This window comes from Sphingomonas sp. BE138, assembly GCF_031456125.1.
Taxonomy (GTDB): domain Bacteria; phylum Pseudomonadota; class Alphaproteobacteria; order Sphingomonadales; family Sphingomonadaceae; genus Sphingomonas.
On the sequence record NZ_JAVDUC010000008.1, the window covers coordinates 128,292 to 152,781 of the forward strand.

A 24,490-nucleotide genomic window follows, 5' to 3' on the forward strand; every position below is an offset into this window, starting at 1 on the left:
CCCGGCCGTCTGTCGCGTCATTCGGACGCGGCGACCTCCCACAACGGTTCTTTGACCTTCTTAAGAAACGCAGCATGCGCCGCCAGTTCCGCCGGATGAGGCGAAAACACCCGTAGCGGGCGGGCGCGCACCGGCGCCGCGGCGACCTGCTCGACGACGATCGGCGCCGCCTCGCTCACCAGCCCTAGCCCGATCTGACGCCCGCCCATCAGCTCGACATAGACCTGCGCCAGCAGCTGCGCGTCGAGTAGCGCCCCGTGCAGCACCCGGTGCGAGCGGTCGATGCCGTAGCGGCTGCACAGCCCGTCCAGCGTGTGCTTGGCGCCGGGGTGACGCGTCCGCGCGATCGCCAGCGTGTCGACCATCCGCGACCGGCACACCGCTGCCTGGCCGCAGCGCTCCAGCTCGCCGTTCAGGAACGAGAAGTCGAACCCCGCATTGTGCGCGACCAGCGGAGCATCGCCGATGAAGTCGAGCAGCGCCGCGACCCCGGCGGCGAACACCGGATGCTTCGACAGGAAGGTGGCGGACAGGCCGTGGACGCGCTCCGCCTCGGCGGGCATGTCTCGCTCGGGATGAAAGTAGGCGTGAAAGGTGCGGCCGGTCTCGACGCGGTTGACCAATTCGACGCACCCGATCTCCACCATGCGGTCGCCGCCGACAAAGCTCAAACCGGTGGTCTCGGTATCGAAGACGATCTCACGCATGATCGCGCCACTATCGGCGCTGCGCGGCGCGGGTGCAAGCGATGACGCGGGCGACCTGTGCGCGCGTGTCGTCCAGCGATACGTCGGTCGGGATCACCCAATCGGCCCGTGCGCGCTTTTCAGCGTCTGGCATCTGACGGGCGAGGATCGCGTCGAACTTCTCCGGGGTCATGCCGGGGCGGGCGAGCGTGCGGGCCCGCTGCACCTCGGGGCGCGCGGAGACGACCACCACCTGATCGACCGCGCGCTTCCCGCCGGTCTCGAACAGCAACGGGATGTCGAAGACGACCAGCGGTGCATCGGCATGCCGATCCAGAAAGGCCGCGCGCTCGGCGCGGACCGCGGGGTGAACGATCGCCTCCAGCGCACGCATCGCCGCGTCATCGCCGAGCACGACCCGTCCCAGTGCGGCGCGATCGACGCCCTCCACGCCGGTGGTGCCGGGGAAACGCGCCTCGATCGCGACGAGCAACGCACCGCCCGGCCCTTGCAGCTGATGGACGGTCGCATCGGCATCGAACACCGGCACGCCCGCATCGGCGAACATCGCCGCTACGGTCGACTTGCCCATCCCGATCGAGCCGGTCAGTCCGAGGATGGTCATGCCAGCAGGCGCGCGCGCAGTTCCTCGTCATGCTCGCGCGGTGGGACGGCCCCGAAGAACAGCTCGAACGCGACCGCCGCCTGCCCGACCAGCATTTCCAGCCCGTCCACCGTGTCCAGATCGCGCGCGCGCGCGGCCCTGAGCAGCGCGGTTTCCAGCGGTGCGTAGACGATGTCGTACACGACGGCATCCTCCGGAAGCGGGGCGAGGTCGAGCTCGAGCGGCGGCTGCCCGATCATTCCCAGCACGCTGGTGTTGACGAGCAGCGCCGCGGCCGGGAGTTTGGCCCCGAGCGGCAGCGCGTCGCCCTTCAATCCGAACTGCGCGAGCAGTGCTGCCCCTTTCAGCGGCGTCCGGTTGAGGATCGTCACCTTCCCCACGCCGCTGCGGGCCAGCGCGAACAGCACCGCTCGCGCCGCGCCCCCCGCGCCGACCACCGCCACCGCGCGACCGGACAGGTCGAGGTCGGCGATCGGCGACAGGAAGCCCGCCGCATCGGTATTGGTCGCGATCAGCGCGCCGCCCTCGCCACGAAAGACGGTGTTGGCGGCGCCGATCAGGCTTCGGACGTCGCCGGGATCGGGAACATGGTCGAGCACCGCCAGCTTGTGCGGTACCGTGACGTTGCACCCGCGCCATGCCGGATCGCCGATGCGGCGCGCGAAGAAGTCGGCGAGGTCGCTGCCCTTGACCTCGGCCGCGCGGTAATCGCCCGCGATCTCGAGCTTCTCCAGCCAGAAACGGTGAATCAGCGGCGACTTGGAATGCGCGATCGGCTCGCCGATCACTTCGGCGTAAGGGGTCATGCGGGCAACACCTGTCGGACACGCAGATAATCAAGCACGGGGAGCAACGGCATCCCCAGGACGGTGAACTGGCTGCCGTCGATCCGCGCGAAGAGCTGCGCGCCCGGCCCCTCGATGCGGTAGCAGCCGACGCACCCGGCGATCGCGGGCCATTCGGCGTCCAGATAGGTCTCGATGAACGCGGGCGAGAGCGGGCGGACGAACATCTTGGCCTTGTCGACGATGCGCCACACCGGACGGCCGTTCTCGGCGATCACCGCCGCGCTGACCAGATCGTGGCGCTTGCCGGACATGCGCGTCAGGTGATCGCGGGCCTCGTCGCGGCTGGTGGGCTTGTCGAGGATCGTGCCGTCGTCCAGCACCGCCAGGCTGTCGGAACCCAGCACCAGATGGCCCGGGTGGCGCGCGGACACCTTGAGCGCCTTCAGTTCCGCCAGCGCATCGGCCACGTCGCGCGGATGGCGACCGGCCATCGCGGCCTTCAGTGCGGCCTCGTCGGCATAGGCGGGTTCGGCGGTGAAGGGCACCCCCGCCGCGGCCAGCATGGTGGTGCGCGAGGCGCTTTGCGAGGCCAGTATCAACATGGGATCAGCATCAGTCGGTGTTCCGGGCGGCCAGGCCGCGGCGTTCGTTGACCAGCGCGATGATCGCGGCGGCGGTTTCCTCGATCGAACGGCGCGTCACGTCGATCACCGGCCAGCCGTGGTCGGCGAACATCCGGCGCGCATAGGCGATCTCGCGCGCGACGGCGTCCTGGTCGACGTAATTGGTTTCGGTCGCCTGGTTCAGCGACAGCAGCCGGTTGCGGCGGATCTGGATCAGCCGGTCGGTGCTGGTGGTCAGCCCGACGACCAGCGGGTTCTTCAACCCGAACAACGCCCTGGGCGGCGGGCTCTCGACGACGATCGGGATGTTCGCGGTCTTGAACCCGCGGTTGGCGAGATAGATCGAGGTCGGGGTCTTCGACGAGCGGCTGACCCCGGCGAGCACGATGTCGGCCTCTTCCCACTCCTCGTGCGCGATGCCGTCGTCGTGCGCGATCGTGAACTGGATCGCATCGACGCGCGCGAAATAGGCGGCGTCCAGGACGTGCTGACGGCCCGGCCGCGCCTTTGCCTGCTGGCCGAGCAGCATCGACAGCGCATCGTTGACGGGATCGAGCGGGGCGACGGTCGGCAGGCCAAGCGCCTTGCAACGCGTCTCCAGCGCCGCGCGCGTAACCGGATTCACGAGCGTGAAGATCACAAGCCCCGGATTTTGCGCGATTTCCTGAAGGATGCGGTCGAGGTGCGTCTCGGTGCGCACCATCGGCCAGAAGTGCCGGACGGTCTCCACATCGTCATATTGCGCCAGCGCTGCCTTGGCGATGTTCTCCAGCGTCTCGCCGGTCGAATCCGACAGCAGGTGGAGATGGAGGCGGAGCATCAGAAGGCGAACATCCGAAAGGGGGCCGATCTGTTGATAAGTCGTGGACAGCCGCTAGACTAACTCGTCCCCGTCGCCAAGCGCGACCCGGATCGGTGGAAAACTCGGATTCCATCCACAGCGCGATCCCCAGCGGTGCTTTTTATCCACAGCCTGTGAGTCCTGTGGATCACGGTGGCCGACTCCCGCGGCACCCGGCGCGACCCATGAGTCAAGCTGTTGGCAATTCCGGTGACGACGCATAAGTCCCCGCGACCAACGCGCCTACCGCATCAACAACCAGACTCTCTGAATCTTCCTAGAAGGTAGAAGGATCGCACGTGATGGTTAACAAACCCCTGTTGCGAGTCCTGAAGGGCGAGCGTGCCGCGCGACCCCCGACGTGGCTGATGCGCCAGGCCGGGCGTTACCTGCCCGAATACAGGGCGTTACGTGCGGAGAAGGGCGGTTTCCTCGCGCTCGCGACCGACCCGGAGGCGGCGGCGGAGGTGACGTTGCAGCCGATCCGACGCTTCGGATTCGACGGCGCGATTCTCTTCTCCGACATCCTGATGGTGCCATGGGCGCTGGGCCAGGAGCTGACGTTCGGGGCGGGCGAGGGGCCGCGGCTGGCGCCGGCGCTGGTCGATAGTGCACTGGAATCGTTGAGTCCGGACGTGACGCGGCTCGATCCGGTCTATGCGACGGTGCGGCGGGTGGCGGCGGCGCTACCGGCGCAGACGACGTTCCTGGGGTTCGCCGGGTCGCCGTGGACGGTGGCGACGTACATGGTGGCGGGGCAGGGAAGTCGCGATCAGGAAGCGACGCGGCGCTACGCTTATGCCGATCCGGTCGCGTTCGGTGCCATCATCGACGCGATAATAACAACGACGGTGCACTATCTGATCGCGCAGATCGACGCCGGAGTCGCGGCGGTGCAGATTTTCGACAGCTGGGCGGGCAGCCTGTCGCCCGAGCAGTTCGAGCGCTGGGTGATCGCCCCCAATCGCGCGATCGTCGACCGCGTGCGCGCCCGCTGCCCGGACACGCCGATCATCGGCTTTCCGAAAGGCGCAGGCGGGAAGCTGGCCGCCTATGCCGCGGGGACCGCGGTCGATGCGATCGGGCTGGACGAGACGGTCGATCCGCATTGGGCAAACGCGGTCCTGCCGCCCGAACTGCCGGTGCAGGGCAATCTCGACCCGCTCGCGCTGCTGACCGGCGGGGCGGCACTGGACGCAGGGATCGACCGCGTGCTGGCGGCGTTCCCGGAGCGGCCGCATATCTTCAACCTCGGCCACGGGATCGGGCAGCACACACCGATCGCGCATGTCGAGCAACTGCTGCAACGGGTAAGGGGTGAATGATGGTCGGGTTCCTCGGCGCGACCTATGACTGGGTGAAGGCCGCGCACGTCATCTTCGTGATCTTCTGGATGGCGGGGTTGTTCATGCTGCCGCGCTACCTGGTCTATCATCAGGAGGGGCTGGCCGACCCCGCCGAGGCGGCGCGCTGGGTCGAGCGCGAGACCAAGCTGCGCGGCATCATCCTGACCCCGGCGATGATCGTCGTGTGGGTGCTGGGCATCGCGCTGGCGCTCAACGCCGGGATCGCGGACGGCGTGCCGGGGCTGGGATGGCTGCATGCCAAGCTGGCGATCGTGCTGCTGCTGAGCGGCTATCACGGCTGGGCGGTCGGCTATGCCAGGAAGCTGGCGAAGGGACGCGCGTCGGTGTCGAACAGGGCGCTCCGGATGATGAACGAGGTGCCGGCGCTGGCGGCGACGCTGATCGTGATCCTCGTGATCGTGAAGCCGTTCTGATCCGGCGCGCCGTCATTCCCGCGGAGGCGGGAATCCAGAACCTCTGACGTGTCGCCCCTTGCGATGACCTGCGCGTCTGGATTCCCGCGTGCGCGGGAATGACGGGGTGGCCACGTCGGCGCTTGACTAACCCGGATGCGAATCATACCTCGCGCTCGTGACGTCGCCGGTCCTCGGTGCGCGCCGCATCCTCTACAGCTTCGTTTCTCGCGCGTTTTCCATCGCCGGCCGAGCTTTCCCCGACCCCCGATCACATCGGACTGACACAATGCATCTCAAGGATTTGAAGAAGAAGGCGCCCGCCGAGCTGGTGCAGCTTGCCGAGGAGCTGGGCGTCGAGGGCGCCTCGACGCTGCGCAAGCAGGACCTGATGTTCGCGATCCTGAAGGTGCAGGCCGAGAACGGCGAGCAGATCATGGGCGAGGGCACGATCGAGGTGCTGCCCGACGGCTTCGGCTTCCTGCGCTCGGCACAGGCGAATTACCTCGCCGGGCCGGACGACATCTATGTCAGCCCGAATCAGGTCCGCAAGCACGGGCTGCGCACCGGCGACACGGTCGAGGGCGAGATCCGCGGGCCGAAGGACGGCGAACGCTATTTCGCGCTGGTGAAGATCACGCAGGTCAATTTCGAGGAGCCCGAGCGCGTCCGCCAGCGCGTGAACTTCGACAATCTGACGCCGCTGTACCCGGATGAGCGGCTGAAGATGGAAATCGAGGATCCGACCATCAAGGACAAGTCGGGCCGCGTGCTCGACGTGGTCGCGCCGATCGGCAAGGGCCAGCGCTGCCTGATCGTCGCACCGCCGCGCGTCGGCAAGACGATCATGATGCAGAACATCGCGCGCGCGATCAGCCACAACCACCCGGAGGTGTTCCTGCTGGTGCTGCTGATCGACGAGCGGCCCGAGGAAGTCACCGACATGCAGCGCACGGTGAACGGCGAGGTGGTCAGCTCCACGTTCGACGAACCCGCGACGCGCCACGTCCAGGTCGCCGAGATGGTGATCGAAAAGGCCAAGCGGCTGGTCGAGCACAAGAAGGACGTGGTGATCCTGCTCGACAACATCACCCGCCTGGGCCGCGCCTACAACACCGTCGTCCCTTCGTCGGGCAAGGTGCTGACCGGCGGTGTCGACGCCAATGCGCTCCAGCGGCCGAAGCGCTTCTTCGGCGCGGCGCGCAACATCGAGGAGGGCGGGTCGCTGACGATCATCTCGACCTCGCTGATCGACACCGGCAGCCGCATGGACGAGGTGATCTTCGAGGAGTTCAAGGGCACCGGCAACGCCGAGATCGTGCTGGACCGCAAGGTGGCCGACAAGCGCATCTTCCCGGCGATCGACGTCGGCAAGAGCGGCACGCGCAAGGAAGAGCTGCTGGTCGAGAAGGGCCAGCTGTCGAAGATGTGGGTGCTGCGCCGGATCCTGATGCAGATGGGCACCGTCGACGCGATGGAGTTCCTGCTGGGCAAGATGAAGGATTCGAAGACCAACGACGATTTCTTCGATTCGATGAATCAATAACGAGCGTGGTCGGCGGGTGCGCGGGCAAGCGCACCCGGCCGACGACGCGGGCTTTGCCTGCGGTGACTGTCGAACCGTAAACCATCCCGTCGGTGCTGAGCCTGTCGAAGCACGTGCGCCAGCCGCCGCGCTCGGGACACGCGCTTCGACAGGCTCAGTGCGAACGGTGCGGGGTCGTTCTTCACGTCACCGCAGCGCACACCATCATCACCTCCCAATCGCATGGTATTCCCCGCCCGGAACGTTATGTCGGCCAGCATCATTGGTGCGGTCAGACGGGGAGTGACCTAATTTGAGCCTTATCGCCACGCTTGCCGCCGCGGCTGCTGCCGCGCCCATCCAGGGTCCGGGATCGCTGGGCGATATCTGGCAGCATATCGTCGCCGATTTCTCGAACCTGTCCGATCCGGCGGCGCTGGCGGCGTTCGGGTCGGTGCTGATGATCGACCTGGTGCTGGCGGGCGACAATGCGATCGTCGTCGGTGCGCTGGCCGCCGGGCTCCCCTCCGAGCAGCGCAAGAAGGTGATCCTGATCGGCATCGGCGCGGCGCTGGTGCTGCGGATCTTCTTCGCGTTGATCGTGACGTGGCTGATGGGGATCGTCGGGTTGATCTTCGCCGGCGGGCTGCTGCTGCTATGGGTCAGCTGGAAGTTCTGGCGCGAGATCCGCAGCGGCGGTCATTCGGAGCTTCCGGCCGAGAACGAGGCCGAGACGGTTCGCCCCGCCAAGAGCTTTGCGGCCGCCGCCTGGGCGGTGGCGGTCGCCGATGTGTCGATGAGCCTCGACAACGTGCTCGCGGTGGCGGGCGCGGCGCGCGAGCATCCCGGCATCCTCGTCATCGGGCTGTTGCTGTCGGTGGCGCTGATGGGGCTGGCCGCGAACTTCATCGCGCGGATCATCGATCGCTATCGCTGGATCGCCTATGTCGGGCTGGCGGTGATCCTCTTCGTCGCGATCCGCATGATCTACGAGGGCTGGGTCGGGGCCGAGAACACGCCGGGGCTGGTGACGCTGTTCACCTGACGGGTTCACGGCCGGTTCAATGCGGCGGCGATAGGTCCGCGCTTCGTATCTGTCGGGAGACATCATGTCGAAATACCTCCTGCCGCTGGCCGTGCTGGTGACGGCAGCGCCCGTGATGGCGGCCCCCGCCGCGGTACAGGGCAATGCCGATCTGGCCGCGGTGCAGCGATCGATCGGCGCGACCGAGACGATGACCGCGGCGTTCAGCCAGACCGATCGCAACGGCCAGGTGCTGAACGGCACGCTGACGCTGAAGAAGCCGGGCAAGATCCGCTTCCAATATCAGAAGGGCGTGCCGTTGCTGATCGTCGGCGATGGCAAGGCGCTGACCTTCGTCGATTATTCGGTCAAGCAGGTGCAGCGTTGGCCGATCGGCAATTCGCCGCTGGGGGTGTTGCTCGATCCGTCGCGCGACATCTCGCGCTATGCCAGGGTGGTGCCGTCGCCCAACCCCGCGGTGCTGTCGGTCGAGGCCTATGATCCGAAGCACCCCGAATACGGGCGGATCACGCTCGTCTTCGCACGGCGCGGCGATGCGCCGGCCGGGTTGATGCTGCAAGGCTGGGCGGCGCTCGACAGCCAGGGGAATCGCACGACGATCCGGTTGAGCGACCAGCGCTTCAACGTGCCGGTGGCGGATTCGACGTTTCGCTGGACCGATCCGCGGCGGCAGGGCCGCGCAGGCTGATCGCGGCGTTTTTGTCCAATTCGTTCATCTTCGCGAAAGGCTTGGGGTCGTAGAGACATCAGCACGGTCGGTGGGCCACTGGGATTTTCCCCCTGTTGCTCGGTTTCCTGCCTACCGCTTGCGTGACGAACGCTGAGTCGGCCCTCGCTCCATGCCCCCGGAGCGGGGGCCTTTCTGCGCAGGGCGGCGGGGCGCCCAGACGCCCAAGCACGGCCGGCGGGCCAACCGGCCCGTCCGACGCAGGCTCCGCCCGCGGCGCGCCCCGACAGCTTGTGGTGACTGACGCACACAGCTACCTCCACCCCCGTGAAGATCGTCTCCTGGAACATCAATTCGGTGCGATTCCGCATCGAGATCGTCGAGCAATTCCTGCGCGAGGTTCAGCCGGACGTGCTGTGCCTTCAGGAAACGAAGGTCGTCGATGCCGACTTCCCCGTCGAGGCGTTCCGCGCGCTTGGCTATGAGCATGTGCTGCTGCACGGACAGCGGATGCACCACGGCGTCGCCGTGATCTCGCGCGTACCGGTCGAGGAGGACGATCGGCTGGACTGGCAGGCCAATCGCGAGGCGCGCCACCTGGGGGTGCGATTGCCGGGCGGCGTGCGGCTGGAGAACGTCTACGTCCCCGCCGGGGGCGACGTGCCGGATCGGGAGGTGAACGCCAAGTTCGGGCAGAAGCTGGATTTCGTCGAACGCATGACGCGCTGGTCCGCGGCGCTCAGCGTGCCGACGATCCTGACCGGCGACTTCAACATCGCACCGCTGCCCAGCGACGTGTGGAGTCACAAGGCGCTGCTGAAGGTGGTCAGCCATACGCCGGTCGAGGTCGAGGCGCTCGACCGGCTGAAGGCGTCGAACGACTGGGTCGATCTCGGGCGGCATTTCCACCCGGCCCCGGCGCGGCTGCATACCTGGTGGAGCTATCGCTCCCCCGACTGGACGAAGAACGACCGCGGGCGGCGGCTCGACCATATGTGGGCGACCGGCGATGTCGCGACGACCGCGGTGTCGCACACCGTGTTCGAGGCGTGCCGCAGCTGGCTGAAGCCGTCCGACCATGTGCCGATCATGACCGAGTTCGCGTGGTGACGTCGGCGGCCTCCGGGCGCGATGCGGCGCGCGCGATCGACGCGATGCGGCGCGGCTGGCCGATCACGGTGGTGGCCGAAGGAGAGCCGCCGCTGACGCTGCTGGCGATCGAGACCGGGGATGCCGAGCGGCTGGTGCGGTTCGCGGGCGACGCGCGCTGGGACGTGCTGCTGTCGAGCGGGCGGGCGGAGACGCTGAAGCTGACCAACCAGCGCGATGCGGCGGTGCCCGACCGGCCGGTGGTGGTCGAACATGCGCCGTGGTTCGACATGGCGCTGGCGACCGCGCTGGCCGATCCGCAGCTGGATCTGGCGACACCGCTGAAGGGGCCGTTCCGCACGATCGCGGCGGGGTCGCCGCACGCGGCGGCCGCGGCGCTGCGGCTGGCGCGGATCGCGGGGCTGCTGCCGGCCTTCGTCATCGGCGAGGGCGCGGCGGAGGAGACGGTGCGCGTTGCGGACATCGACGCGCACGAGGATGCGCGACGGTTGCAGATCGCGGTGCGGGCGCGGTTGCCGGTGGCGGGGGCGGAACAGGCCGAGATCGTCGCGTTCCGCTCTCCCGAGAGCGCCGACGAGCACGTCGCGCTGCTGATCGGAACGCCGAACGGCGCGCCGCCGCTCGTGCGGCTGCACAGCGAATGCCTGACCGGCGACGTGCTGGGCAGCCTGAAGTGCGATTGCGGGCCGCAGCTCGATGCGGCGATCCAGGCGATCGCCGCGGCGGGGTGGGGCGTGCTGCTTTACCTGCGCCAGGAGGGACGCGGGATCGGGCTGGTCAACAAGCTGCGCGCCTATGCGCTGCAGGATCAGGGGTTCGACACCGTCGACGCCAACACGCGGCTGGGATTTGCAATTGATGCGCGGGACTTCGGGGTAGCGGCGCGGATGTTGCGGCTGCTGGGACAGGACCGGGTGCGATTGCTGACCAACAACCCCGCCAAGGTCGCGGGGCTGGAGGCCGAAGGGGTGAAGGTGGTCGAGCGGGTGCCGCACAAGTTGCCGGCCAATCCGCACAACGAACGCTATCTGGCCACCAAGCGCGACCGGACGGGCCACCAGCTCTGATTTTAGTGCAGGAGCGCGGCGACCTCCGCGAAGTCGCGCGCTACGGCATCCACGCCGATCGCGCGCAGGCGGTCGGCATGATCGGGCCCGCAATGGCCCCCGGCGACCAGCCCGATCACGAACGCGCCGCTCGCCACCGCGCCGGTCGCGCCGACGGGTGAATCCTCGATGATCGCGCAGCGTTCGATCGACACGCCCAGCTGTTCAGCGGCGTACAGGTAGAGATCGGGGGCGGGCTTGCCGTTGGCGACATGCTCGGCGCCGGAATAGAGATGCTCGCCGAACGCGTCGCGAAGCCCGAGATGGCCGAGATGGGTAGCGATCCAGCGGACGCGGCTCGACGAGACGACCGCGCGCGGCAGGGTGACGGGGAGCGAGCGGACGAAGGCGGTCGCGCCGGCGACCTCCACGATGCCTTCGCGCAGGCAGCGTTCGTCCTCGGCGCGGCGGGCGGCCTGGAAGTCGGGCGGGATCGGGGCGCCGATATGGGCCTCGATCGCCGAGAGAAAATCCTTGCCCGACAGGCCCATGAACTGCGCCATCGACTCCGCCGGCGTGGTGGGAAAGCCGGCGGCGGTGAGATAGTCGGCGATGTGGCGATTGCCGGTCGCCTCGCTTTCGATCAGGACGCCGTCGAAGTCGAAGAGAAGCGCGTCGAAGCGGGTCATGCGCGCGCTCCGAACAGGGCCGAGCCCACGCGGACGTGGGTGGCGCCGAGCATCACCGCCTGTTCGAGGTCGTCCGACATGCCCATGCTGAGCGCGAAAACACCGGAATCGCGGGCGATCCGGGCAAGCAACGCGAAATAGGGAGCGGGTTCGACGGCGGCGGGGGGCACGCACATCAATCCGGCGACCGGCAGGTCGGCAGCGCGGGCCTCGGCAAGCAGCGCGGGCAGGTCGGCGATCGCGCAGCCGCCCTTCTGCGGCTCGGCACCGATGTTGACCTGGACGAAGCAATCGGGGCGGCGGCCCTGCGCGTCCATCGCGCGGGCGAGCGCAGCGACCAGCGAGGGACGGTCGACGCTGTGGATCGCATCGGCGAGCGCAACCGCGTCGGCGGCCTTGTTCGATTGCAGCTGCCCAACGAGGTGCAGCCGCGTGTCGGGAAATTCCTCCTGCAACTGCGGCCACTTGGCCTGTGCCTCCTGAACGCGGTTCTCGCCGAAGTCGCGGTGGCCGAGGCCGAGCAGCGGGCGGATCGCCTCGGCGGGATGGGTCTTGGACACCGCCACCAGCGTGACCTGGGCAGGGTCGCGCTGCGCCGGGCGGGCCGCGGCGGCGATGCGGGCGTGGATGGCGGCGAGACGGTCGTCGGGGGTCATCGCGTGCGCTATAGGCACCGCCATGCGCGCCCGCCACCCCAACCGCTGGCTGATGACCGACGAGCGGCAGGGGGCCGGGCTGTGGCGGGCGCTGGAGCGGCTGCCGCGCGGCGCGGGAGTGATCTTCCGGCACTATCGCCTGCCCGATCGCGAGCGGCGGGTGCTGTTCCGGGCGGTGCGGCGGGTCGCGCGGCGACGCGGGCTGGTGCTGATCGTCGCGGGCGGTGGCCATCTGGGACGCGCGGACGGCGTGCATGCGCGGCGTGGGCGCGGATTGGTGACGTGGCCGGCGCACGATCGCCGCGAAGCTATCGCCGCGGTGCGTGCGGGTGCGCAGATCGTGCTGATTTCACCAGTCCATGTGACACGATCGCACCCGAACACGCGCGCATTGGGGCCGCTGCGTGCCGCCGGCATCGCCAAGGGGCTACCCGTGACCAGAATCGCGCTCGGCGGGATGGACGAGCGGCGGTGGCGGCGGATCCGCGCGCTGGGCTTCGACGGTTATGCGGCGATCGATGCGTGGTCGGGGTAAAGGTCGACACCGCCGAACACGTCCTTCGACACGCTCAGGACGAACGGGGGAGAGTGGTACGGTGGTTTGTGCGTCAGAAGCGGAAGGCGGTGCCCACGTAGATCGCCTGACTGTCGCGGCGCTCGTCATCGACGCGGGTCAGGCGGTCGCGATCCGTCTTCAAGCGCATGCCCGCGGTCAGATCGAGGTTGCGGGTGATCGAATAGCTGCCGCCGACATCGATCGAATAGCTGTTCGGCTCCGCCAGCGAGCGCGGGGTGCCGGCCAACGGGCGGTCGGCGCTGGCGCCGACGCGGCCGCTCCACTTGTTGCCCGAGTAGCTGAACGCGACGTCCGCGCCCTCGCGGCTGCCGGGAAGGCCGGCGAGATCGACCTTGGCGACGTCGCCCGAGATCGCGAACCGCTTCCAGCCGACCGCCACGCCGAGATTGTAGGCGATCGGCGCCAAGCCGACCGTCGCCGGGGTCGCCGACGCATACCGCGACGAATCGCGCGCCGCGCTGGTCGAGCGCGCCCGGACCGCCACGGTCACCGCGCGGTTGCCGATCCGCGATTCGGACGGTGTGAAGCGAAAGCCGCTGGCGTCGAGACCGGCGCGCGCGAACAGCGCGGCCAGCTTCGGATCGGCGGCCGAGGGCGTGAACCCGCCGGCGATGCGCGGAGCGGCCGCCAGCTTGCGCGCGGTGCGCGGGGCGGAATCGGCCGCGCCGAGCGCGGGCACGGCCGCGACCGCAGCGGCCAGCGCGGCCCCCGCGATACAAGCAGCGATGCGGCGTCCTGCGGCCACGAGTCAGTCCATCCCCTTTTCGCCGGACGCTGTCGCCCGGGCTCTGTCAGCGGGCCTAACAGGAATCCGTTCCGAGTCCATGACCGCCCGACCCTTTTGTCAGACACCTGTTGCATCTTGTCCACAATGTGGCGTGCTTGCGGGGGGCAGACGGGGCGGGTAGAGCGGGCACGATCACCCGAATTAGCTTTCGTATTCCCTGTAAGGACGATGCCGATGTTCCGCCCCTCGCGCCTTGCGGCTGGCCTGTCCGCCGCTCTTGCCCTGTCGCTGACGCTGTCGGCGTGCGGGGGTCGCGGCGCCCGGCCCGAAGGCGACCTTGCCGCGTCGAAGGTCACCACGATCGGCGTCAACAGCTATCTGTGGCGGGCGACGCTGGACACGATCAGCTTCATGCCGCTGCTCCAGACCGATTCCAACGGCGGCGTCATTGTGACCGACTGGTACGTCAATCCGCAGACTCCGACCGAGCGGATGAAGCTGACCGTGTCGATCCTCGACCAGGACCTGCGCGCCGATGCGGTGCGCGTCGCGGCGCTGCGAGAGGTGAACCGCGGCGGGCAGTGGGTGGCGTCGCCGGTCGAGGCCGCGACGACGCAGAAGCTGGAGGACATCATCCTGACCCGTGCGCGCGACCTGCGCCGCGGCGCCGTGACCGGCTGAGGCGACGACCGACACGATGAACACCCGCTTCAATGCCCTGAAGGCCGACGCGCACTGGCAGCGCGTCTGGGACGAGCGCCAGACCTTCGCCGCGCGTGACGACAGCCCCAGGCCGAAGAGCTACGTGCTGGAGATGTTCCCCTATCCGTCGGGGAAGATCCACATGGGCCATGTCCGCAATTACACGATGGGCGACGTGCTGGCGCGCTATCGCCGGATGACCGGGCATGAAGTGCTTCATCCGATGGGGTGGGACGCGTTCGGGATGCCGGCCGAAAACGCGGCGATGGAGAAGGGCGTGCATCCGGGGAACTGGACGCGTGCCAATATCGCCACGATGAAGGCGCAGCTGAAGCGGCTGGGCTTCGCGCTCGACTGGACGCGTGAGCTGGCGACGTGCGACGCCGATTATTACGGGCACGAACAGGCGCTGTTCCTCGACTTCCTCAAGGCGGGGCTTGTCTATCGCAAGGAATCGGCGGTCAACTGGGATCCGGTCGACATGACCGTGCTGGCCAACGAGCAGGTGATCGACGGGCGCGGCTGGCGATCCGGCGCGCTGGTCGAGAAGCGCAAGCTGAGCCAGTGGTTCCTGAAGATCACGCAGTTCGCCGACGAGCTGATCGACGGGCTGGGCCGCCTCGAGCATTGGCCCGACAAGGTGCGGCTGATGCAGGAGAACTGGATCGGCAAGAGCCAGGGGCTGCAATTCCGCTTCACGCTGTCGGACGGCGGCAGCGTCGAGGTGTTCACGACCCGGCCCGACACGATGTTCGGCGCCAGCTTCGTCGCGGTGGCGGCGGATCATCCGATCGCGCAGGCACTGGCCGCGCGGGATGCGGCGGCTGCGGCGTTCGTCGAGCGCTGCAAGCAGGGCGGGACGACTGCCGCCGAACTGGAGACGCAGGAGAAGCTCGGCTACGACACCGGGCTGACCGCGACGCATCCGTTCGGGGCCGGCGAGCTGCCGGTCTATATCGCGAATTTCGTGCTGATGGACTATGGCACCGGCGCGGTGTTCGGGGTGCCGGCGCACGACCAGCGCGATTTCGATTTCGCGACCAAATATGCGCTGCCGATCCGCCGCGTGGTGGCGGACGGTGACAAGGTCGACGCCGGTTTCGATGAGGATGCCGCCTATACCGGACCCGGCAGGCTGGTGAACTCGCAGTTCCTCGACGGGATCGAGGTCGATGCCGCCAAGCGCGCGGTGATCGAACGGGCCGAGGCGGGCGGTTGGGGCAAGGGTACGACCGTGTACCGGCTGCGCGACTGGGGGGTGAGCCGGCAGCGTTATTGGGGCACGCCGATCCCGATCATCCATTGTGCGACGTGCGGCGAGGTGCCGGTGCCGCGCGAGCAGCTGCCGGTGACGCTGCCCGAGGACGTGACGTTCGACGTGCCGGGCAATCCGCTCGATCGCCATCCGACGTGGAAGCATGTCGCCTGCCCGGCGTGTGGGGCCGATGCGCTGCGCGATACCGACACGCTCGACACCTTCGCGGATTCGTCGTGGTATTTCATCCGCTTCGCCAGCCAGCCCGAGGATCGGCCCTTCGACCGCGCAGTGGCGGAGAGCTGGCTGCCGGTCGGGCAGTATATCGGCGGCGTCGAGCATGCGATCCTCCACCTGCTGTATGCGCGCTTCTGGACGCGCGCGCTGCGGCACGTCGGGCTGATCGACGTCGCCGAGCCGTTCACCGGGCTGTTCACGCAGGGCATGGTGACCCACGAGACGTATCAGCTCGACCTGCCCGACTACGACGGACCGCAAAGCGCCTTGTGGGTCTCGCCGGCCGACCTGACGGTGGGCGAGGAGGGCCGTTTGTTCTTCCGCGCGGAGGACGGGGCGATGATCCCGATCGTCCGCGGTCGCGTGGAGAAGATGTCCAAGTCCAAGAAGAACACCGTCGATCCCGAGCCGATCGTCGACCAATATGGCGCGGACGCGGTGCGGTGGTTCATGCTGTCCGACTCGCCACCCGAACGCGACCTGGAGTGGAGCGAGAACGGGATCGAGGGCGCGTGGCGCTTCGTCCAGCGGCTGTGGCGCTTGTTCGAGGGCGCGAAGGGCGGGGAGGGCGTGGATGCGGCGCTCGACCGCAAGCTGCACCGGACGATCGCCGACGTGGCCGCCGCGATCGAGGCGCTGTCGTTCAACAAGGCGGTCGCTAAGCTCTACGAACTGGTTGCCGCGATCGAGAAGGCGGCGCCGTCCGCGTCGCGCGATGCCGCGATCGCCACGCTGATGCGGCTGGTGGCACCGATGGCGCCGCATATCGCGGAGGAGGCATGGCGCGCGCAGGGCGGCGAGGGGCTGATCGCCGACGTGCCCTGGCCGGCGGTCGACGCGGCGTTGCTGGTCGAGGACGAGGTCACGATTGCGGTGCAGGTCAACGGCAAGCTGCGCGATACGCTGACGCTGCCCAAGGGGCTGGCGCGCGAGGATGCCGAAGCGGCGGCGCTGGCCTCGGAGAAGATCGTCCGGGCGCTGGAGGGCAAGACGCCGCGCAAGGTGATCGTGGTGCCCGACCGGCTCGTGAACGTGGTCGCGTGACGATGCGCGCCGGGCTGACGATCGCGCTGCTGCTCGCGGTACCGCTGGCGGGGTGCGGGCTGACTCCGCTCTATACGGGCGGCGGGCACGGTGCGGTCGCAGGGACGCTCGGCGCGGTCGAGGTCGTGCCAATCGAGGGCAAGGCCGGATGGCTGGTCAGCGGGGCGCTGCGCGAGCGGCTGTCGGCGCTGGGCGGCGGCGCGGCGCGGTATCGGCTGAACGTGCGGCTCGACGACCGCATCGTCGGCCTGGGTGCGCGCAGCGACGATTCGGTGGCGCGCGAGCGGCGGACCTTGCGCGCGCGCTATCAGCTGATCGATGCGGCGAGCGGATCGGTGGTGCTGGATGCGACCGCCGGCTCTGACGCGGGGATCGACGTGGTCGGATCGGAATATGCGACGATCGCGGCGGAGAGCACCGCGTTGGAGCGGCTGTCGGAGACGATCGCCGACCAGATCGTCGCGCGGCTGGCGCTCTATGCGCGGCGGACGCAGCCGGGGTCGTGAAGGCCACCGAGGCGCGGCTGATCGCGGCGCTGGACCGGCCGCCGGCGGATATCCGGTTGTTTCTCCTGCATGGACCCGACGAGGCGGTCGCGCAGGCGTTCGTCGCGCGGCTGGCGAAGGCGATGGGTGCGGAGGCGGAGCGCGTCGATCTCGACGGCGCGACGCTGCGCGGTGATCCGGCGCGGTTGAGCGATGAGGCGGCGGCGATCTCGCTGTTCGGGGGCGCGCGGTTCGTGCACGTGACCGGCGCGGGGGAGGAGTCGCTGGAGGCGGTGGAGGCGCTGTTGGCGGCGGAGCGGGCGGGCAACCCGGCGGTAATACTGGCGCCGTCCGTCAAGGCGAGCGGCAAGTTGGTGAAGGCTGCCATCGACTCGGATCGCGCGCTGGCGTTTGCGTGCTACCCGCCGGGCGCGCGCGATGCGGCGGCGATCGTCGCGGAGCTGGCGCGCGGTGCGGGGCTGCGGATGTCGCCGGCGGCGGTGCAGCGCGTTATCCGCGGGAGCGACGGCGACCGCGCGGTGATGATGCGCGAGGTGGAGAAGCTGGCGCTGTACCTCGATGCGGCACCCGAGCGGCCGGTCGATGCCGACGACGCGGCCCTGGAGGCGATCGGAGCGGAGATCGCGGAGGGCGAGATCGGCGAGATCGTGCTGGCGACGACCGCTGGCGAGGTCGCAGGGCTGGTAACCGCGCTGCGGCGCATGAGCGGCCCGGACGCGTCTCCGATTCCGGTGCTGCGCGCGCTGGGGCGGCGGCTGGTGATGCTGGCCGAGATGCGCGCGGCGGCCGATGCGGGGGAGGGGGTCGAGCAGGTGCTCAAGCGCCACCGCGTCTTCTGGAAGGAGGAGGCCGCCACCGCGGCGGCGGTGCGGCGCTGGACGCTGCCGATGCTCGCCGCCGCGCAGGCCGCCGCGCGGCGCGTGGAGCGCGACGTGATCGCTGCCGGCCCGGCCGGGCGCGTGGTGACGGATACGTTCCTGCTGCGGCTGGCGCGGTCGGTGCGCTAAATCCGTTCCCCGCTCAGCCGCTGGCACACCATGTCGAGCTGCTCGAGCGAGCTGTATTCGAGCGTGATCGCGCCACGGCCGTCGTCGTTGAAGGTGATGTGGACGCGGAGGCCGAGCAGGTCGGCGAGCTGACGTTCGAGCGCGTCGATGTCGGCGCTGCCGCCGCTTGGTGACGGCGCGGGGGCGGGGCGGTTCGCGGGCGTGCGCGACGTGGGTGCGCCGTGCTTGTCCTGGCTGGCGAGCCGTTCGGTCTGGCGGACCGACAGCCCCTGCGACAGAACCTGTTCGGCGAGTGCGACCGGATCGGCGGCACCCACCAGCGCGCGCGCATGGCCCATCGCCAGCTTCCCGTCGACGACCTGGGCCTGCACCTCGGGTGGCAGGTCGAGCAGCCGCAGCAGGTTGGTGACGTGGCTGCGCGACTTGTGGACCGCGCGGGCGAGCTCTTCCTGGGTGTGCCCGAATTCGTCGAGCAGCCGCTGGTAGGCGCGGGCTTCCTCGATCGCGTTGAGGTCCTGGCGCTGGATGTTCTCGAGCAGCGCGATCTGGAGCGTCTCGCTGTCGGAATAGTCGCGGACGACGACCGGCACCTCGTGGAGCCGGGCGCGCTGCGCCGCACGCCAGCGGCGCTCGCCGGCGACGATCTGGAAATCCTGCCCGTGCGGGCGGACGATGATCGGTTGGATCACGCCGCGCTGCGCGATGGACGCGGCGAGTTCGTCGAGCGCCGCTTCGTCGAAGTGACGGCGCGGCTGTTCGGGATGTGGGGCGATTGCCGAGACCGGGATCATCCGCACCGTGCCGCGTGCCGGACCGGTGTCGGCAGAGTCGCGTTGGTCCTGCGCAACGTCGCCGAGCAGGGCGTTCAGGCCGCGGCCGAGACCGCCTTTGGCGCGGCGGGTGGCGAAATCAGTCACGCTGCTTCATGCTCCATGTGCGGCAATCGCCGGATCAGTTCTCGGGCGAGCGCCATATATGCCTCCGACCCGCTGCACTTGTGATCGTAGATGAGCGCCGGTAGCCCGTGGCTGGGCGCCTCGGACAGCCGGACGTTGCGCGGGATCACCGTATCGAAGACGACCTGCCCTAGCACCGCGCGCACGTCGTTCGAAACCTGATCGGTGAGGCGGTTGCGACGGTCGAACATCGTCAGCGCGACACCCAGGATCGAGAGCGACGGGTTGAACCGCGACCGGATACGCTCGACGGTATTGAGCAATTGGCTGAGCCCCTCCAGTGCGAAGAACTCGCACTGCAACGGTACGAGCAAGGCATCGGCGGCCACCATCGCATTGATGGTCAAGAGGCCAAGTGACGGCGGGCAATCGATGAGGACGATATCCCACGCGCGGGTCGTGCGCTGAAAGGCGCGACGAAGCCGATGGGTGCGCTGCTCCAGCTCGACCAGTTCGATCTCGGCACCAGACAGGTCGACGGTGGCGGGCAGTACGTCGAGCAGCGGTATCTCGGTCGCGACCGCGGCTTCGGCGACACCGTCGCTGTCGATCAACACGTCGTAGCTAGACCGTTGACGTTGCGCCTGGTTGATCCCTAGTCCGGTGGAGGCGTTACCTTGGGGGTCGAGGTCCACCAGCAGGACCTTGTGACCGGACGCCGCCAAGGCGGTCGCGAGATTGATCGCGCTGGTGGTCTTCCCGACGCCGCCCTTCTGGTTTGCCACCGCGATGCAGAACATCAGGCCCTCACTCCATCAGCGATCACGATCACCGAGTCCGGGTCTGTGACGCTTTGTTCCACGTGAAACATGCGGCGTTGCGTGGCCGGCAGTTCTGCTACCTCCCTAGCACCATTCCGGCCGCGCGGAAGAATCAATCGCGTTTTTGCGTCGCGCAAATGGCCCGTCATGGCGAGGAGGCTGGGGATGCTCGCCACCGCTCGCGCACTGATGACGTCGAAGGTTCCGGTGATACCCTCTGCCTTGGCGCGCTGCACTGCGACGTGGCGCAAGCCCAGTCGCTCGGCAGCGTCGACCATAAACTGAACGCGGCGCGTGCGTGGTTCGACGAGTGTCACGGGAAGATCGCGCAGAATGGCAATGACGATACCGGGAAAGCCGGGCCCCGAACCGATGTCGAGCCACGACCGAGCAGCGGCGGGCATGTGATTGAGCAACTGCGCCGAATCGGCGATATGGCGCGACCAGATCAAGTCGCAGGTTGCGGGCGAGATCAGGTTCTGACGTTGGTTTTCGTCCACGACCAACGCGGCAAATCGATCGAGCAGTTGCATGCCGGTCGTGCTCGCGTGTGCGGCACACCAGCCCCGCGCATCATCCTCAGTCATGCGCGCCGCCGCGAGTGGAGCCATAATGCGGCGAGCGCGGCGGGGGTGACGCCACGAACGCGTGACGCTTCCCCCAGCGTTTTGGGCGCGGCAACGCCGAGACGCTCGACCATTTCGTTCGACAGCCCGGCGATGGTACGAAGGGCGTCATCGGAGGTATCGATTGGGACGGCCTCGTCGCGGCGCATGCGCTCGATCTCCTCACTCTGCCTGGCGAGGTAAGGCGCATACCGCTGATCCTCCTCCACCTCCCGGATAATATCAGGGTCGACATCTTCGGTACGCCCTTCGCGGGCCGCGTCGCGCATGGTCGTTCGACGATGGAGATGTGCCAGGCGATCCGGGCCAAGCGCGCCCAACTCGGCACCCCAGTGTGATAAGCGCGGCTCCGCGTTGTCTGCCCGCAGCGCCAGTCGGTATTCGGCGCGGGCGGTGAGCATGCGATAGGGCTCGCTGACCCCCTGAAGAACAAGATCGTCGATCATGACGCCGATATAGCCCTGCGCCCGATCGGTGATCGCCGGCGCCAGATCGCGGGCAAAGGCCGCAGCGTTAAGCCCGGCAACCAGGCCTTGTGCCGCCGCTTCTTCATACCCGGTCGTCCCGTTAAGTTGCCCGGCGCAGAAGATGCCGTCGATGGCATTCAGCGCAAGCCGATGGTCCAAGGCGCGCGGATCGATGTAGTCGTACTCGACGGCGTAGCCGAGTTGCGCGATCTCGGCGCGTTCCAGACCGGCGACCGACCGGATCATGCGCTCCTGAATATCGGGCGCGAGGGAGGTCGATACGCCGTTGGGATAGATTAGATGATCGTCGAGCCCCTCCGGCTCGAGAAAGATCTGGTGTCCGTCGCGATCGCCAAACCGGTGCACCTTATCCTCGATCGAAGGGCAGTATCGAGGACCGCCGCCCTCAATTGCGCCGGAAAAGAGCGGCGACGTCTTAAGGCCGGCACGAATGATGTCGTGGGTTGCTGAATTGGTCCGCGTGATGGCGCAGGCGAGTTGCGGCAGGCGTGGACCTCGCGTGATCGGCGACATGCGCCAGTCGTCGGCATCGGATGGCTGCGGTTCGAGACGGGCCCAGTCGATCGTTCGTCCGTCCAGCCGCGGCGGCGTGCCGGTCTTCAACCGACCCATCGGGAGCTGAAGCGCGCGAAGTTGCTCCCCGAGGCGGGTGGCAGGGCGCTCGCCCACGCGGCCGCCCGCCTCGCGATCGAGGCCGCGGAAGATGCGGCCGCCGAGGAAGGTGCCTGTCGCCAACACGACCGCCGCTCCATCGATGACCCGGCCCGTGGCCGTCTGAATGCCGGTCACCCGACCGCTTCGCACCTCAAGCGCGACAGCTTCATCTTCGATGCGGAAGAGGTGTGGGTAACCATCGAGCCGGGCGTGGATCGCAGCCCGATAGCGGCGTCGGTCGGCCTGAAGGCGCGGACCTTGGACCGCGAGCCCTTTCGAGCGATTGAGCATGCGATAGTGGATGCCGGCAGCATCCGCTGCACTACCCATCAACCCATCGAGCGCGTCGACTTCGCGCACCAGATGCCCTTTGCCCAATCCGCCGATCGATGGGTTGCACGACATCGTCCCGATCTGCGCAACCGACTGGCTGACGAGCGCAACCGTCGCGCCGCGTCGCGCCGCGGCAGCAGCCGCTTCGGTGCCGGCGTGCCCACCGCCGACGACGATCACATCAAAACGTTTCACGTGGAACACTCACTTGCCGAGGCAGAAGCGGCCAAAAAGCGCATCGAGCATCGCCTCTGTCGCGTTTCGCCCCAGTACCGCCGCAAGCGCACGGTTGGCAATCCGCACGTGCTCGGCATCAAGAAGGAGGTCGTCGTCACCGACCGTAGCGAGTGCCTTGGTCGCCTGGTCGATCAGGACGCGATGGCGCTGGTGGAGCATAAGCGTATCTCCAGCGCCAAGCAGTCCGCTCGCACGTTCGGCTATCGCCAACCATAAGGCGTCGATCGAGCGGGGGTCGTAGATCGAGGTGGTGAGATCGACGGCTTCATCTTGCGCAGCACGATCGTCGCGCCGCGCTCCGACGCGGATCGCGCCGGCCGGGGCTTCGGCGGGGTTGCCCAGCCATAGCAGCAGGTCCGCTGTCTCCAGCAACGCCCGTGCGCGCTCGATACCGATGGCTTCGACAACGTCCGGCGTTTCGTCGATCAGTCCGGCCGTATCGACCAGTCGATAGGGGATACCGGCGCGCGTGACAGGTGCTTCGATGACGTCACGCGTCGTGCCGGCAATGTCGGTAACGATCGCGGCGTCACGGCCGAGCAGCGCGTTGAAGAGCGACGACTTGCCGGCGTTGCGCGGGCCGGCGAGCACCACGACGATGCCGTCGCGGAGCCGCTCGACCGGCGGGCAGGCCAGCATCTCAGTCATCTCGGCGAGCAGCGGCGCGACCACGGCCGTGACGTCGAACGCCGTCGCTCCCGCAACATCGTCCTCATCCGCGAAGTCCAGTTCGGCCTCGATCCGCGCCGCGATCATGCTCAACTGTGCCATCCACGCCTCGACGTGCCGGCTGAATCCGCCTTCAGCAATCGCGAGCGCCGCGCGGCGCTGCAGGTCGGTCTCGGCCTCGAGAAGATCGGCGAGCCCTTCGGTCTGCGCCAGGTCGAGGCGGTTGTTGAGCAGCGCGCGGCGGGTGAACTCGCCCGGCTGTGCGGGGACGAGGCCGGGTTGGGCTGCGAGTGCCTGTTCGACAGCGGCGATCACGGCGCGGCCGCCATGCAGATGAAATTCGACGAGATCCTCGCCCGTCGCCGTGGCTGGGCCGGGGAAGAACAGCACCAGCGCCTGGTCGAGCGTGTCCCCGCTGGCGTCGCGCAGCCGGCGAAGGGCGGCGCAGCGGGGCGGCGGTAGCGTGCCGGCGAGCGCCGTACCGGCCGCTCGGGCAGCAGGACCGCTGATCCGGATCACCGCGATCGCCGCCGGCGGGCGGCCGCTGGACAGCGCGAAGATCGTCGGGGTCATGCGCCCGGCTTGATACCGCGCGCGAACAATTGCCGCCAGAAGTCCATGCCCGCATCGCCGACCGGAGCCCAACTGCGCAACATCGCGCCGATCAGCTCGGGGGAGGGCGCCTGGCCGTCGATCGTCTCGCGCATGCGGGCGAGATAATGGTCGTGGAGCGGGGTGAGATCGGGGAGTCCCATCATGCGGCGCGCCTCCTCGGGCGTGCAGTCGACTTCGATCGTGACCTTCATGATGCGCTCCTTGCCGCGACGCCGCCCCGCGTGCGAACGTCAGTCCGGTCTATGCCCGCTAAGCACGACCGGCCGCAACGCGCTTGGCACGTTGCGCATGGTCGTGCGCCGGGGCGGGACGCCATTACAGGAGTGACTGCACGATGACGGACATGCTCTCGATCCCGACGCTCGACGGTGCGTCGATGCCGGCCTATCGCGCCGCACCGGCGGGCACGCCGACCGCGGCGATCGTCGTGATCCAGGAGATCTTCGGCGTGAACGCGGGCATCCGCCGCAAGTGCGACACGCTCGCGGAGGCGGGATATCTGGCGATCGCACCGGACCTGTTCTGGCGGATCACGCCGGGGATCGAGCTCGACCCGGACGTCGAGCCGGAGATGCAGCGCGCGCTGAATCTGATGGGCCAGTTCGACCAGGATCAGGGCATCCGCGATATCGAGGCGGCGATCCGTATCGCGCGCGGCGAGGGCGTCGCGAAGGTCGGGGCGGTCGGCTACTGTCTTGGCGGGCGGCTGGCGTATATGACCGCAGCGCGGACCGATGTGGATGCCAGCGTCGGCTATTATGCGGTCGGCATCGACGGGCTGCTGGGCGAGAAGCATGCCATCGCCAAGCCGCTGCTGCTGCACATCGCAGGCGACGACGGGTTCGTCGACAAGGACACGCAGGCGGCGATGCACGCCGGGCTCGACGATCATCCGAAGGTGACGCTGGAGGACTATCCGGGCGAGGACCACGGTTTCGCGACCGAGTTCGGGAAGCGGCGGTCGGACGCGGCGGCGGCGCTGGCGGATCGGCGGACCGCGGCGTTCTTCGCCGAGCATCTCGGCTGACCGGGGCGG

27 protein-coding genes are annotated in these 24,490 nt (G+C 68.4%); 13 read left to right on the forward strand and 14 right to left on the reverse strand.

What is annotated here, in order from left to right:
- Positions 1–17 precede the first annotated feature (17 nt).
- From dnaQ to J2Y58_RS12110, 5 genes are read right to left on the reverse strand one after another with little or no spacing between them, the layout of a single operon-like run.
- A complete protein-coding gene (gene dnaQ, locus J2Y58_RS12090) occupies positions 18–707 on the reverse strand; it encodes a DNA polymerase III subunit epsilon (RefSeq protein ID WP_310103414.1) in 690 nt (229 codons plus the stop codon).
- Between the two features lie 10 nt (positions 708–717).
- A complete protein-coding gene (gene coaE / locus J2Y58_RS12095) occupies positions 718–1,311 on the reverse strand; it encodes a dephospho-CoA kinase (RefSeq protein ID WP_310103417.1) in 594 nt (197 codons plus the stop codon).
- Positions 1,308–2,117 carry a shikimate dehydrogenase gene (locus J2Y58_RS12100; protein ID WP_310103420.1) on the reverse strand — a complete coding sequence of 270 codons (810 nt, stop codon included), beginning with the start codon at positions 2,115–2,117 and terminating at the stop codon, positions 1,308–1,310. Before J2Y58_RS12100 ends, coaE begins: the two co-directional genes overlap by 4 nt.
- A complete protein-coding gene (locus J2Y58_RS12105; protein ID WP_310103422.1) occupies positions 2,114–2,701 on the reverse strand; it encodes a nucleoside triphosphate pyrophosphatase in 588 nt (195 codons plus the stop codon). The genes J2Y58_RS12100 and J2Y58_RS12105 overlap by 4 nt, the downstream gene beginning before the upstream one ends.
- A gap of 10 nt (positions 2,702–2,711) precedes the next feature.
- Positions 2,712–3,542, reverse strand: a complete 831-nt coding sequence (locus J2Y58_RS12110) for a pyruvate, water dikinase regulatory protein (protein ID WP_310103425.1) — start codon at positions 3,540–3,542, stop codon at positions 2,712–2,714.
- A 323-nt stretch (positions 3,543–3,865) separates the two neighbouring features.
- Between J2Y58_RS12110 and hemE the strand changes: the two genes are divergently transcribed.
- The 7 genes from hemE to ribA all read left to right on the forward strand — a co-directional run bounded on the left by hemE (position 3,866) and on the right by ribA (position 10,736).
- Complete coding sequence (gene hemE, locus J2Y58_RS12115; protein WP_310103428.1) at positions 3,866–4,888, forward strand: uroporphyrinogen decarboxylase; 1,023 nt, start codon at positions 3,866–3,868, stop codon at positions 4,886–4,888.
- Positions 4,888–5,343, forward strand: a complete 456-nt coding sequence (locus tag J2Y58_RS12120) for a CopD family protein (protein WP_310103431.1) — start codon at positions 4,888–4,890, stop codon at positions 5,341–5,343. The genes hemE and J2Y58_RS12120 overlap by 1 nt, the downstream gene beginning before the upstream one ends.
- 268 nt (positions 5,344–5,611) lie before the next feature.
- The gene (gene rho / locus J2Y58_RS12125) at positions 5,612–6,868 is read left to right on the forward strand and encodes a transcription termination factor Rho (RefSeq protein WP_058754510.1); all 1,257 of its coding nucleotides are present in this window, start codon (positions 5,612–5,614) and stop codon (positions 6,866–6,868) included.
- 292 nt (positions 6,869–7,160) lie between these two features.
- Positions 7,161–7,892 (forward strand): TerC family protein, encoded by a 732-nt coding sequence (locus J2Y58_RS12130; RefSeq protein ID WP_310103433.1) that lies wholly within the window; start codon positions 7,161–7,163, stop codon positions 7,890–7,892.
- 64 nt (positions 7,893–7,956) lie between these two features.
- Positions 7,957–8,580 carry an outer-membrane lipoprotein carrier protein LolA gene (locus J2Y58_RS12135; RefSeq protein ID WP_310103436.1) on the forward strand — a complete coding sequence of 208 codons (624 nt, stop codon included), beginning with the start codon at positions 7,957–7,959 and terminating at the stop codon, positions 8,578–8,580.
- A 306-nt stretch (positions 8,581–8,886) separates the two neighbouring features.
- Positions 8,887–9,669: an exodeoxyribonuclease III gene (locus J2Y58_RS12140; protein ID WP_310103439.1), complete on the forward strand. Its 783-nt coding sequence runs from the start codon at positions 8,887–8,889 to the stop codon at positions 9,667–9,669.
- 44 nt (positions 9,670–9,713) lie between these two features.
- Positions 9,714–10,736 carry a GTP cyclohydrolase II gene (gene ribA / locus J2Y58_RS12145; RefSeq protein WP_310103524.1) on the forward strand — a complete coding sequence of 341 codons (1,023 nt, stop codon included), beginning with the start codon at positions 9,714–9,716 and terminating at the stop codon, positions 10,734–10,736.
- 2 nt (positions 10,737–10,738) lie between these two features.
- On the opposite strand, the gene J2Y58_RS12150 is transcribed toward ribA, so the two are convergent.
- Together J2Y58_RS12150 and J2Y58_RS12155 are read right to left on the reverse strand one after the other, a co-directional pair.
- On the reverse strand, positions 10,739–11,404 hold the full coding sequence (locus J2Y58_RS12150; RefSeq protein WP_310103442.1) for an HAD family phosphatase: 666 nt from the start codon (positions 11,402–11,404) through the stop codon (positions 10,739–10,741).
- The gene (locus J2Y58_RS12155) at positions 11,401–12,060 is read right to left on the reverse strand and encodes a YggS family pyridoxal phosphate-dependent enzyme (RefSeq protein ID WP_310103445.1); all 660 of its coding nucleotides are present in this window, start codon (positions 12,058–12,060) and stop codon (positions 11,401–11,403) included. Before J2Y58_RS12155 ends, J2Y58_RS12150 begins: the two co-directional genes overlap by 4 nt.
- Positions 12,061–12,082: 22 nt before the next feature.
- Here J2Y58_RS12155 and J2Y58_RS12160 point away from each other — a divergent pair, with 22 nt between their 5' ends.
- A complete protein-coding gene (locus tag J2Y58_RS12160; RefSeq protein ID WP_310103448.1) occupies positions 12,083–12,595 on the forward strand; it encodes a thiamine phosphate synthase in 513 nt (170 codons plus the stop codon).
- A 73-nt stretch (positions 12,596–12,668) separates the two neighbouring features.
- On the opposite strand, the gene J2Y58_RS12165 is transcribed toward J2Y58_RS12160, so the two are convergent.
- Positions 12,669–13,382 (reverse strand): hypothetical protein, encoded by a 714-nt coding sequence (locus tag J2Y58_RS12165; RefSeq protein WP_310103453.1) that lies wholly within the window; start codon positions 13,380–13,382, stop codon positions 12,669–12,671.
- A gap of 216 nt (positions 13,383–13,598) precedes the next feature.
- Between J2Y58_RS12165 and J2Y58_RS12170 the strand changes: the two genes are divergently transcribed.
- From J2Y58_RS12170 to holA, 4 genes are read left to right on the forward strand one after another with little or no spacing between them, the layout of a single operon-like run.
- Positions 13,599–14,045: a DUF3576 domain-containing protein gene (locus J2Y58_RS12170; protein WP_310103456.1), complete on the forward strand. Its 447-nt coding sequence runs from the start codon at positions 13,599–13,601 to the stop codon at positions 14,043–14,045.
- Positions 14,046–14,061: 16 nt separating this feature from the next.
- The gene (gene leuS, locus J2Y58_RS12175; protein ID WP_310103459.1) at positions 14,062–16,602 is read left to right on the forward strand and encodes a leucine--tRNA ligase; all 2,541 of its coding nucleotides are present in this window, start codon (positions 14,062–14,064) and stop codon (positions 16,600–16,602) included.
- A 2-nt stretch (positions 16,603–16,604) separates the two neighbouring features.
- Complete coding sequence (gene lptE / locus J2Y58_RS12180; protein WP_310103526.1) at positions 16,605–17,108, forward strand: LPS assembly lipoprotein LptE; 504 nt, start codon at positions 16,605–16,607, stop codon at positions 17,106–17,108.
- A complete protein-coding gene (holA, locus tag J2Y58_RS12185; protein ID WP_310103462.1) occupies positions 17,105–18,115 on the forward strand; it encodes a DNA polymerase III subunit delta in 1,011 nt (336 codons plus the stop codon). Before lptE ends, holA begins: the two co-directional genes overlap by 4 nt.
- Here the strand turns inward: holA and J2Y58_RS12190 are convergent.
- Genes J2Y58_RS12190 through J2Y58_RS12215 form a run of 6 tightly spaced genes read right to left on the reverse strand, consistent with a single transcriptional unit; the run spans position 18,112 to position 23,645 of the window.
- Positions 18,112–19,032: a ParB/RepB/Spo0J family partition protein gene (locus J2Y58_RS12190; protein ID WP_310103463.1), complete on the reverse strand. Its 921-nt coding sequence runs from the start codon at positions 19,030–19,032 to the stop codon at positions 18,112–18,114. The two genes, holA and J2Y58_RS12190, sit on opposite strands and share 4 nt — an antisense overlap.
- The gene (locus J2Y58_RS12195; protein WP_310103465.1) at positions 19,029–19,811 is read right to left on the reverse strand and encodes an AAA family ATPase; all 783 of its coding nucleotides are present in this window, start codon (positions 19,809–19,811) and stop codon (positions 19,029–19,031) included. The genes J2Y58_RS12190 and J2Y58_RS12195 overlap by 4 nt, the downstream gene beginning before the upstream one ends.
- Complete coding sequence (gene rsmG / locus J2Y58_RS12200) at positions 19,811–20,419, reverse strand: 16S rRNA (guanine(527)-N(7))-methyltransferase RsmG (RefSeq protein ID WP_310103466.1); 609 nt, start codon at positions 20,417–20,419, stop codon at positions 19,811–19,813. Before rsmG ends, J2Y58_RS12195 begins: the two co-directional genes overlap by 1 nt.
- A complete protein-coding gene (gene mnmG, locus J2Y58_RS12205; RefSeq protein ID WP_310103468.1) occupies positions 20,416–22,128 on the reverse strand; it encodes a tRNA uridine-5-carboxymethylaminomethyl(34) synthesis enzyme MnmG in 1,713 nt (570 codons plus the stop codon). The genes rsmG and mnmG overlap by 4 nt, the downstream gene beginning before the upstream one ends.
- Before the next feature lie 9 nt (positions 22,129–22,137).
- Positions 22,138–23,412, reverse strand: coding sequence for a tRNA uridine-5-carboxymethylaminomethyl(34) synthesis GTPase MnmE (gene mnmE, locus J2Y58_RS12210; RefSeq protein ID WP_310103470.1), 1,275 nt, complete (start codon positions 23,410–23,412; stop codon positions 22,138–22,140).
- Positions 23,409–23,645 (reverse strand): DUF6489 family protein, encoded by a 237-nt coding sequence (locus J2Y58_RS12215; RefSeq protein WP_310103472.1) that lies wholly within the window; start codon positions 23,643–23,645, stop codon positions 23,409–23,411. Before J2Y58_RS12215 ends, mnmE begins: the two co-directional genes overlap by 4 nt.
- Before the next feature lie 143 nt (positions 23,646–23,788).
- Here J2Y58_RS12215 and J2Y58_RS12220 point away from each other — a divergent pair, with 143 nt between their 5' ends.
- Complete coding sequence (locus J2Y58_RS12220) at positions 23,789–24,481, forward strand: dienelactone hydrolase family protein (protein WP_310103474.1); 693 nt, start codon at positions 23,789–23,791, stop codon at positions 24,479–24,481.
- The last annotated feature ends 9 nt before the right edge of the window (positions 24,482–24,490 follow it).

What these genes read in the sequence shown, in the direction of transcription:
- J2Y58_RS12105 (WP_310103422.1), bottom strand. Translation starts at nt 2,701, where the DNA reads ATGTTGATACTGGCCTCGCAAAGCGCCTCGCGCACCACCATGCTGGCC.
- J2Y58_RS12155 (WP_310103445.1), bottom strand. Translation starts at nt 12,060, where the DNA reads ATGACCCCCGACGACCGTCTCGCCGCCATCCACGCCCGCATCGCCGCC.
- rsmG (WP_310103466.1), bottom strand. Translation starts at nt 20,419, where the DNA reads ATGACTGAGGATGATGCGCGGGGCTGGTGTGCCGCACACGCGAGCACG.
- lptE (WP_310103526.1), top strand. Translation starts at nt 16,605, where the DNA reads ATGCGCGCCGGGCTGACGATCGCGCTGCTGCTCGCGGTACCGCTGGCG.
- J2Y58_RS12160 (WP_310103448.1), top strand. Translation starts at nt 12,083, where the DNA reads ATGCGCGCCCGCCACCCCAACCGCTGGCTGATGACCGACGAGCGGCAG.
- J2Y58_RS12215 (WP_310103472.1), bottom strand. Translation starts at nt 23,645, where the DNA reads ATGAAGGTCACGATCGAAGTCGACTGCACGCCCGAGGAGGCGCGCCGC.
- ribA (WP_310103524.1), top strand. Translation starts at nt 9,714, where the DNA reads ATGCGGCGCGGCTGGCCGATCACGGTGGTGGCCGAAGGAGAGCCGCCG.
- J2Y58_RS12220 (WP_310103474.1), top strand. Translation starts at nt 23,789, where the DNA reads ATGACGGACATGCTCTCGATCCCGACGCTCGACGGTGCGTCGATGCCG.
- coaE (WP_310103417.1), bottom strand. Translation starts at nt 1,311, where the DNA reads ATGACCATCCTCGGACTGACCGGCTCGATCGGGATGGGCAAGTCGACC.
- dnaQ (WP_310103414.1), bottom strand. Translation starts at nt 707, where the DNA reads ATGCGTGAGATCGTCTTCGATACCGAGACCACCGGTTTGAGCTTTGTC.
- J2Y58_RS12150 (WP_310103442.1), bottom strand. Translation starts at nt 11,404, where the DNA reads ATGACCCGCTTCGACGCGCTTCTCTTCGACTTCGACGGCGTCCTGATC.
- leuS (WP_310103459.1), top strand. Translation starts at nt 14,062, where the DNA reads ATGAACACCCGCTTCAATGCCCTGAAGGCCGACGCGCACTGGCAGCGC.
- J2Y58_RS12135 (WP_310103436.1), top strand. Translation starts at nt 7,957, where the DNA reads ATGTCGAAATACCTCCTGCCGCTGGCCGTGCTGGTGACGGCAGCGCCC.
- rho (WP_058754510.1), top strand. Translation starts at nt 5,612, where the DNA reads ATGCATCTCAAGGATTTGAAGAAGAAGGCGCCCGCCGAGCTGGTGCAG.
- J2Y58_RS12120 (WP_310103431.1), top strand. Translation starts at nt 4,888, where the DNA reads ATGGTCGGGTTCCTCGGCGCGACCTATGACTGGGTGAAGGCCGCGCAC.
- mnmE (WP_310103470.1), bottom strand. Translation starts at nt 23,412, where the DNA reads ATGACCCCGACGATCTTCGCGCTGTCCAGCGGCCGCCCGCCGGCGGCG.
- hemE (WP_310103428.1), top strand. Translation starts at nt 3,866, where the DNA reads ATGGTTAACAAACCCCTGTTGCGAGTCCTGAAGGGCGAGCGTGCCGCG.
- J2Y58_RS12100 (WP_310103420.1), bottom strand. Translation starts at nt 2,117, where the DNA reads ATGACCCCTTACGCCGAAGTGATCGGCGAGCCGATCGCGCATTCCAAG.
- J2Y58_RS12110 (WP_310103425.1), bottom strand. Translation starts at nt 3,542, where the DNA reads ATGCTCCGCCTCCATCTCCACCTGCTGTCGGATTCGACCGGCGAGACG.
- J2Y58_RS12170 (WP_310103456.1), top strand. Translation starts at nt 13,599, where the DNA reads ATGTTCCGCCCCTCGCGCCTTGCGGCTGGCCTGTCCGCCGCTCTTGCC.
- J2Y58_RS12195 (WP_310103465.1), bottom strand. Translation starts at nt 19,811, where the DNA reads ATGTTCTGCATCGCGGTGGCAAACCAGAAGGGCGGCGTCGGGAAGACC.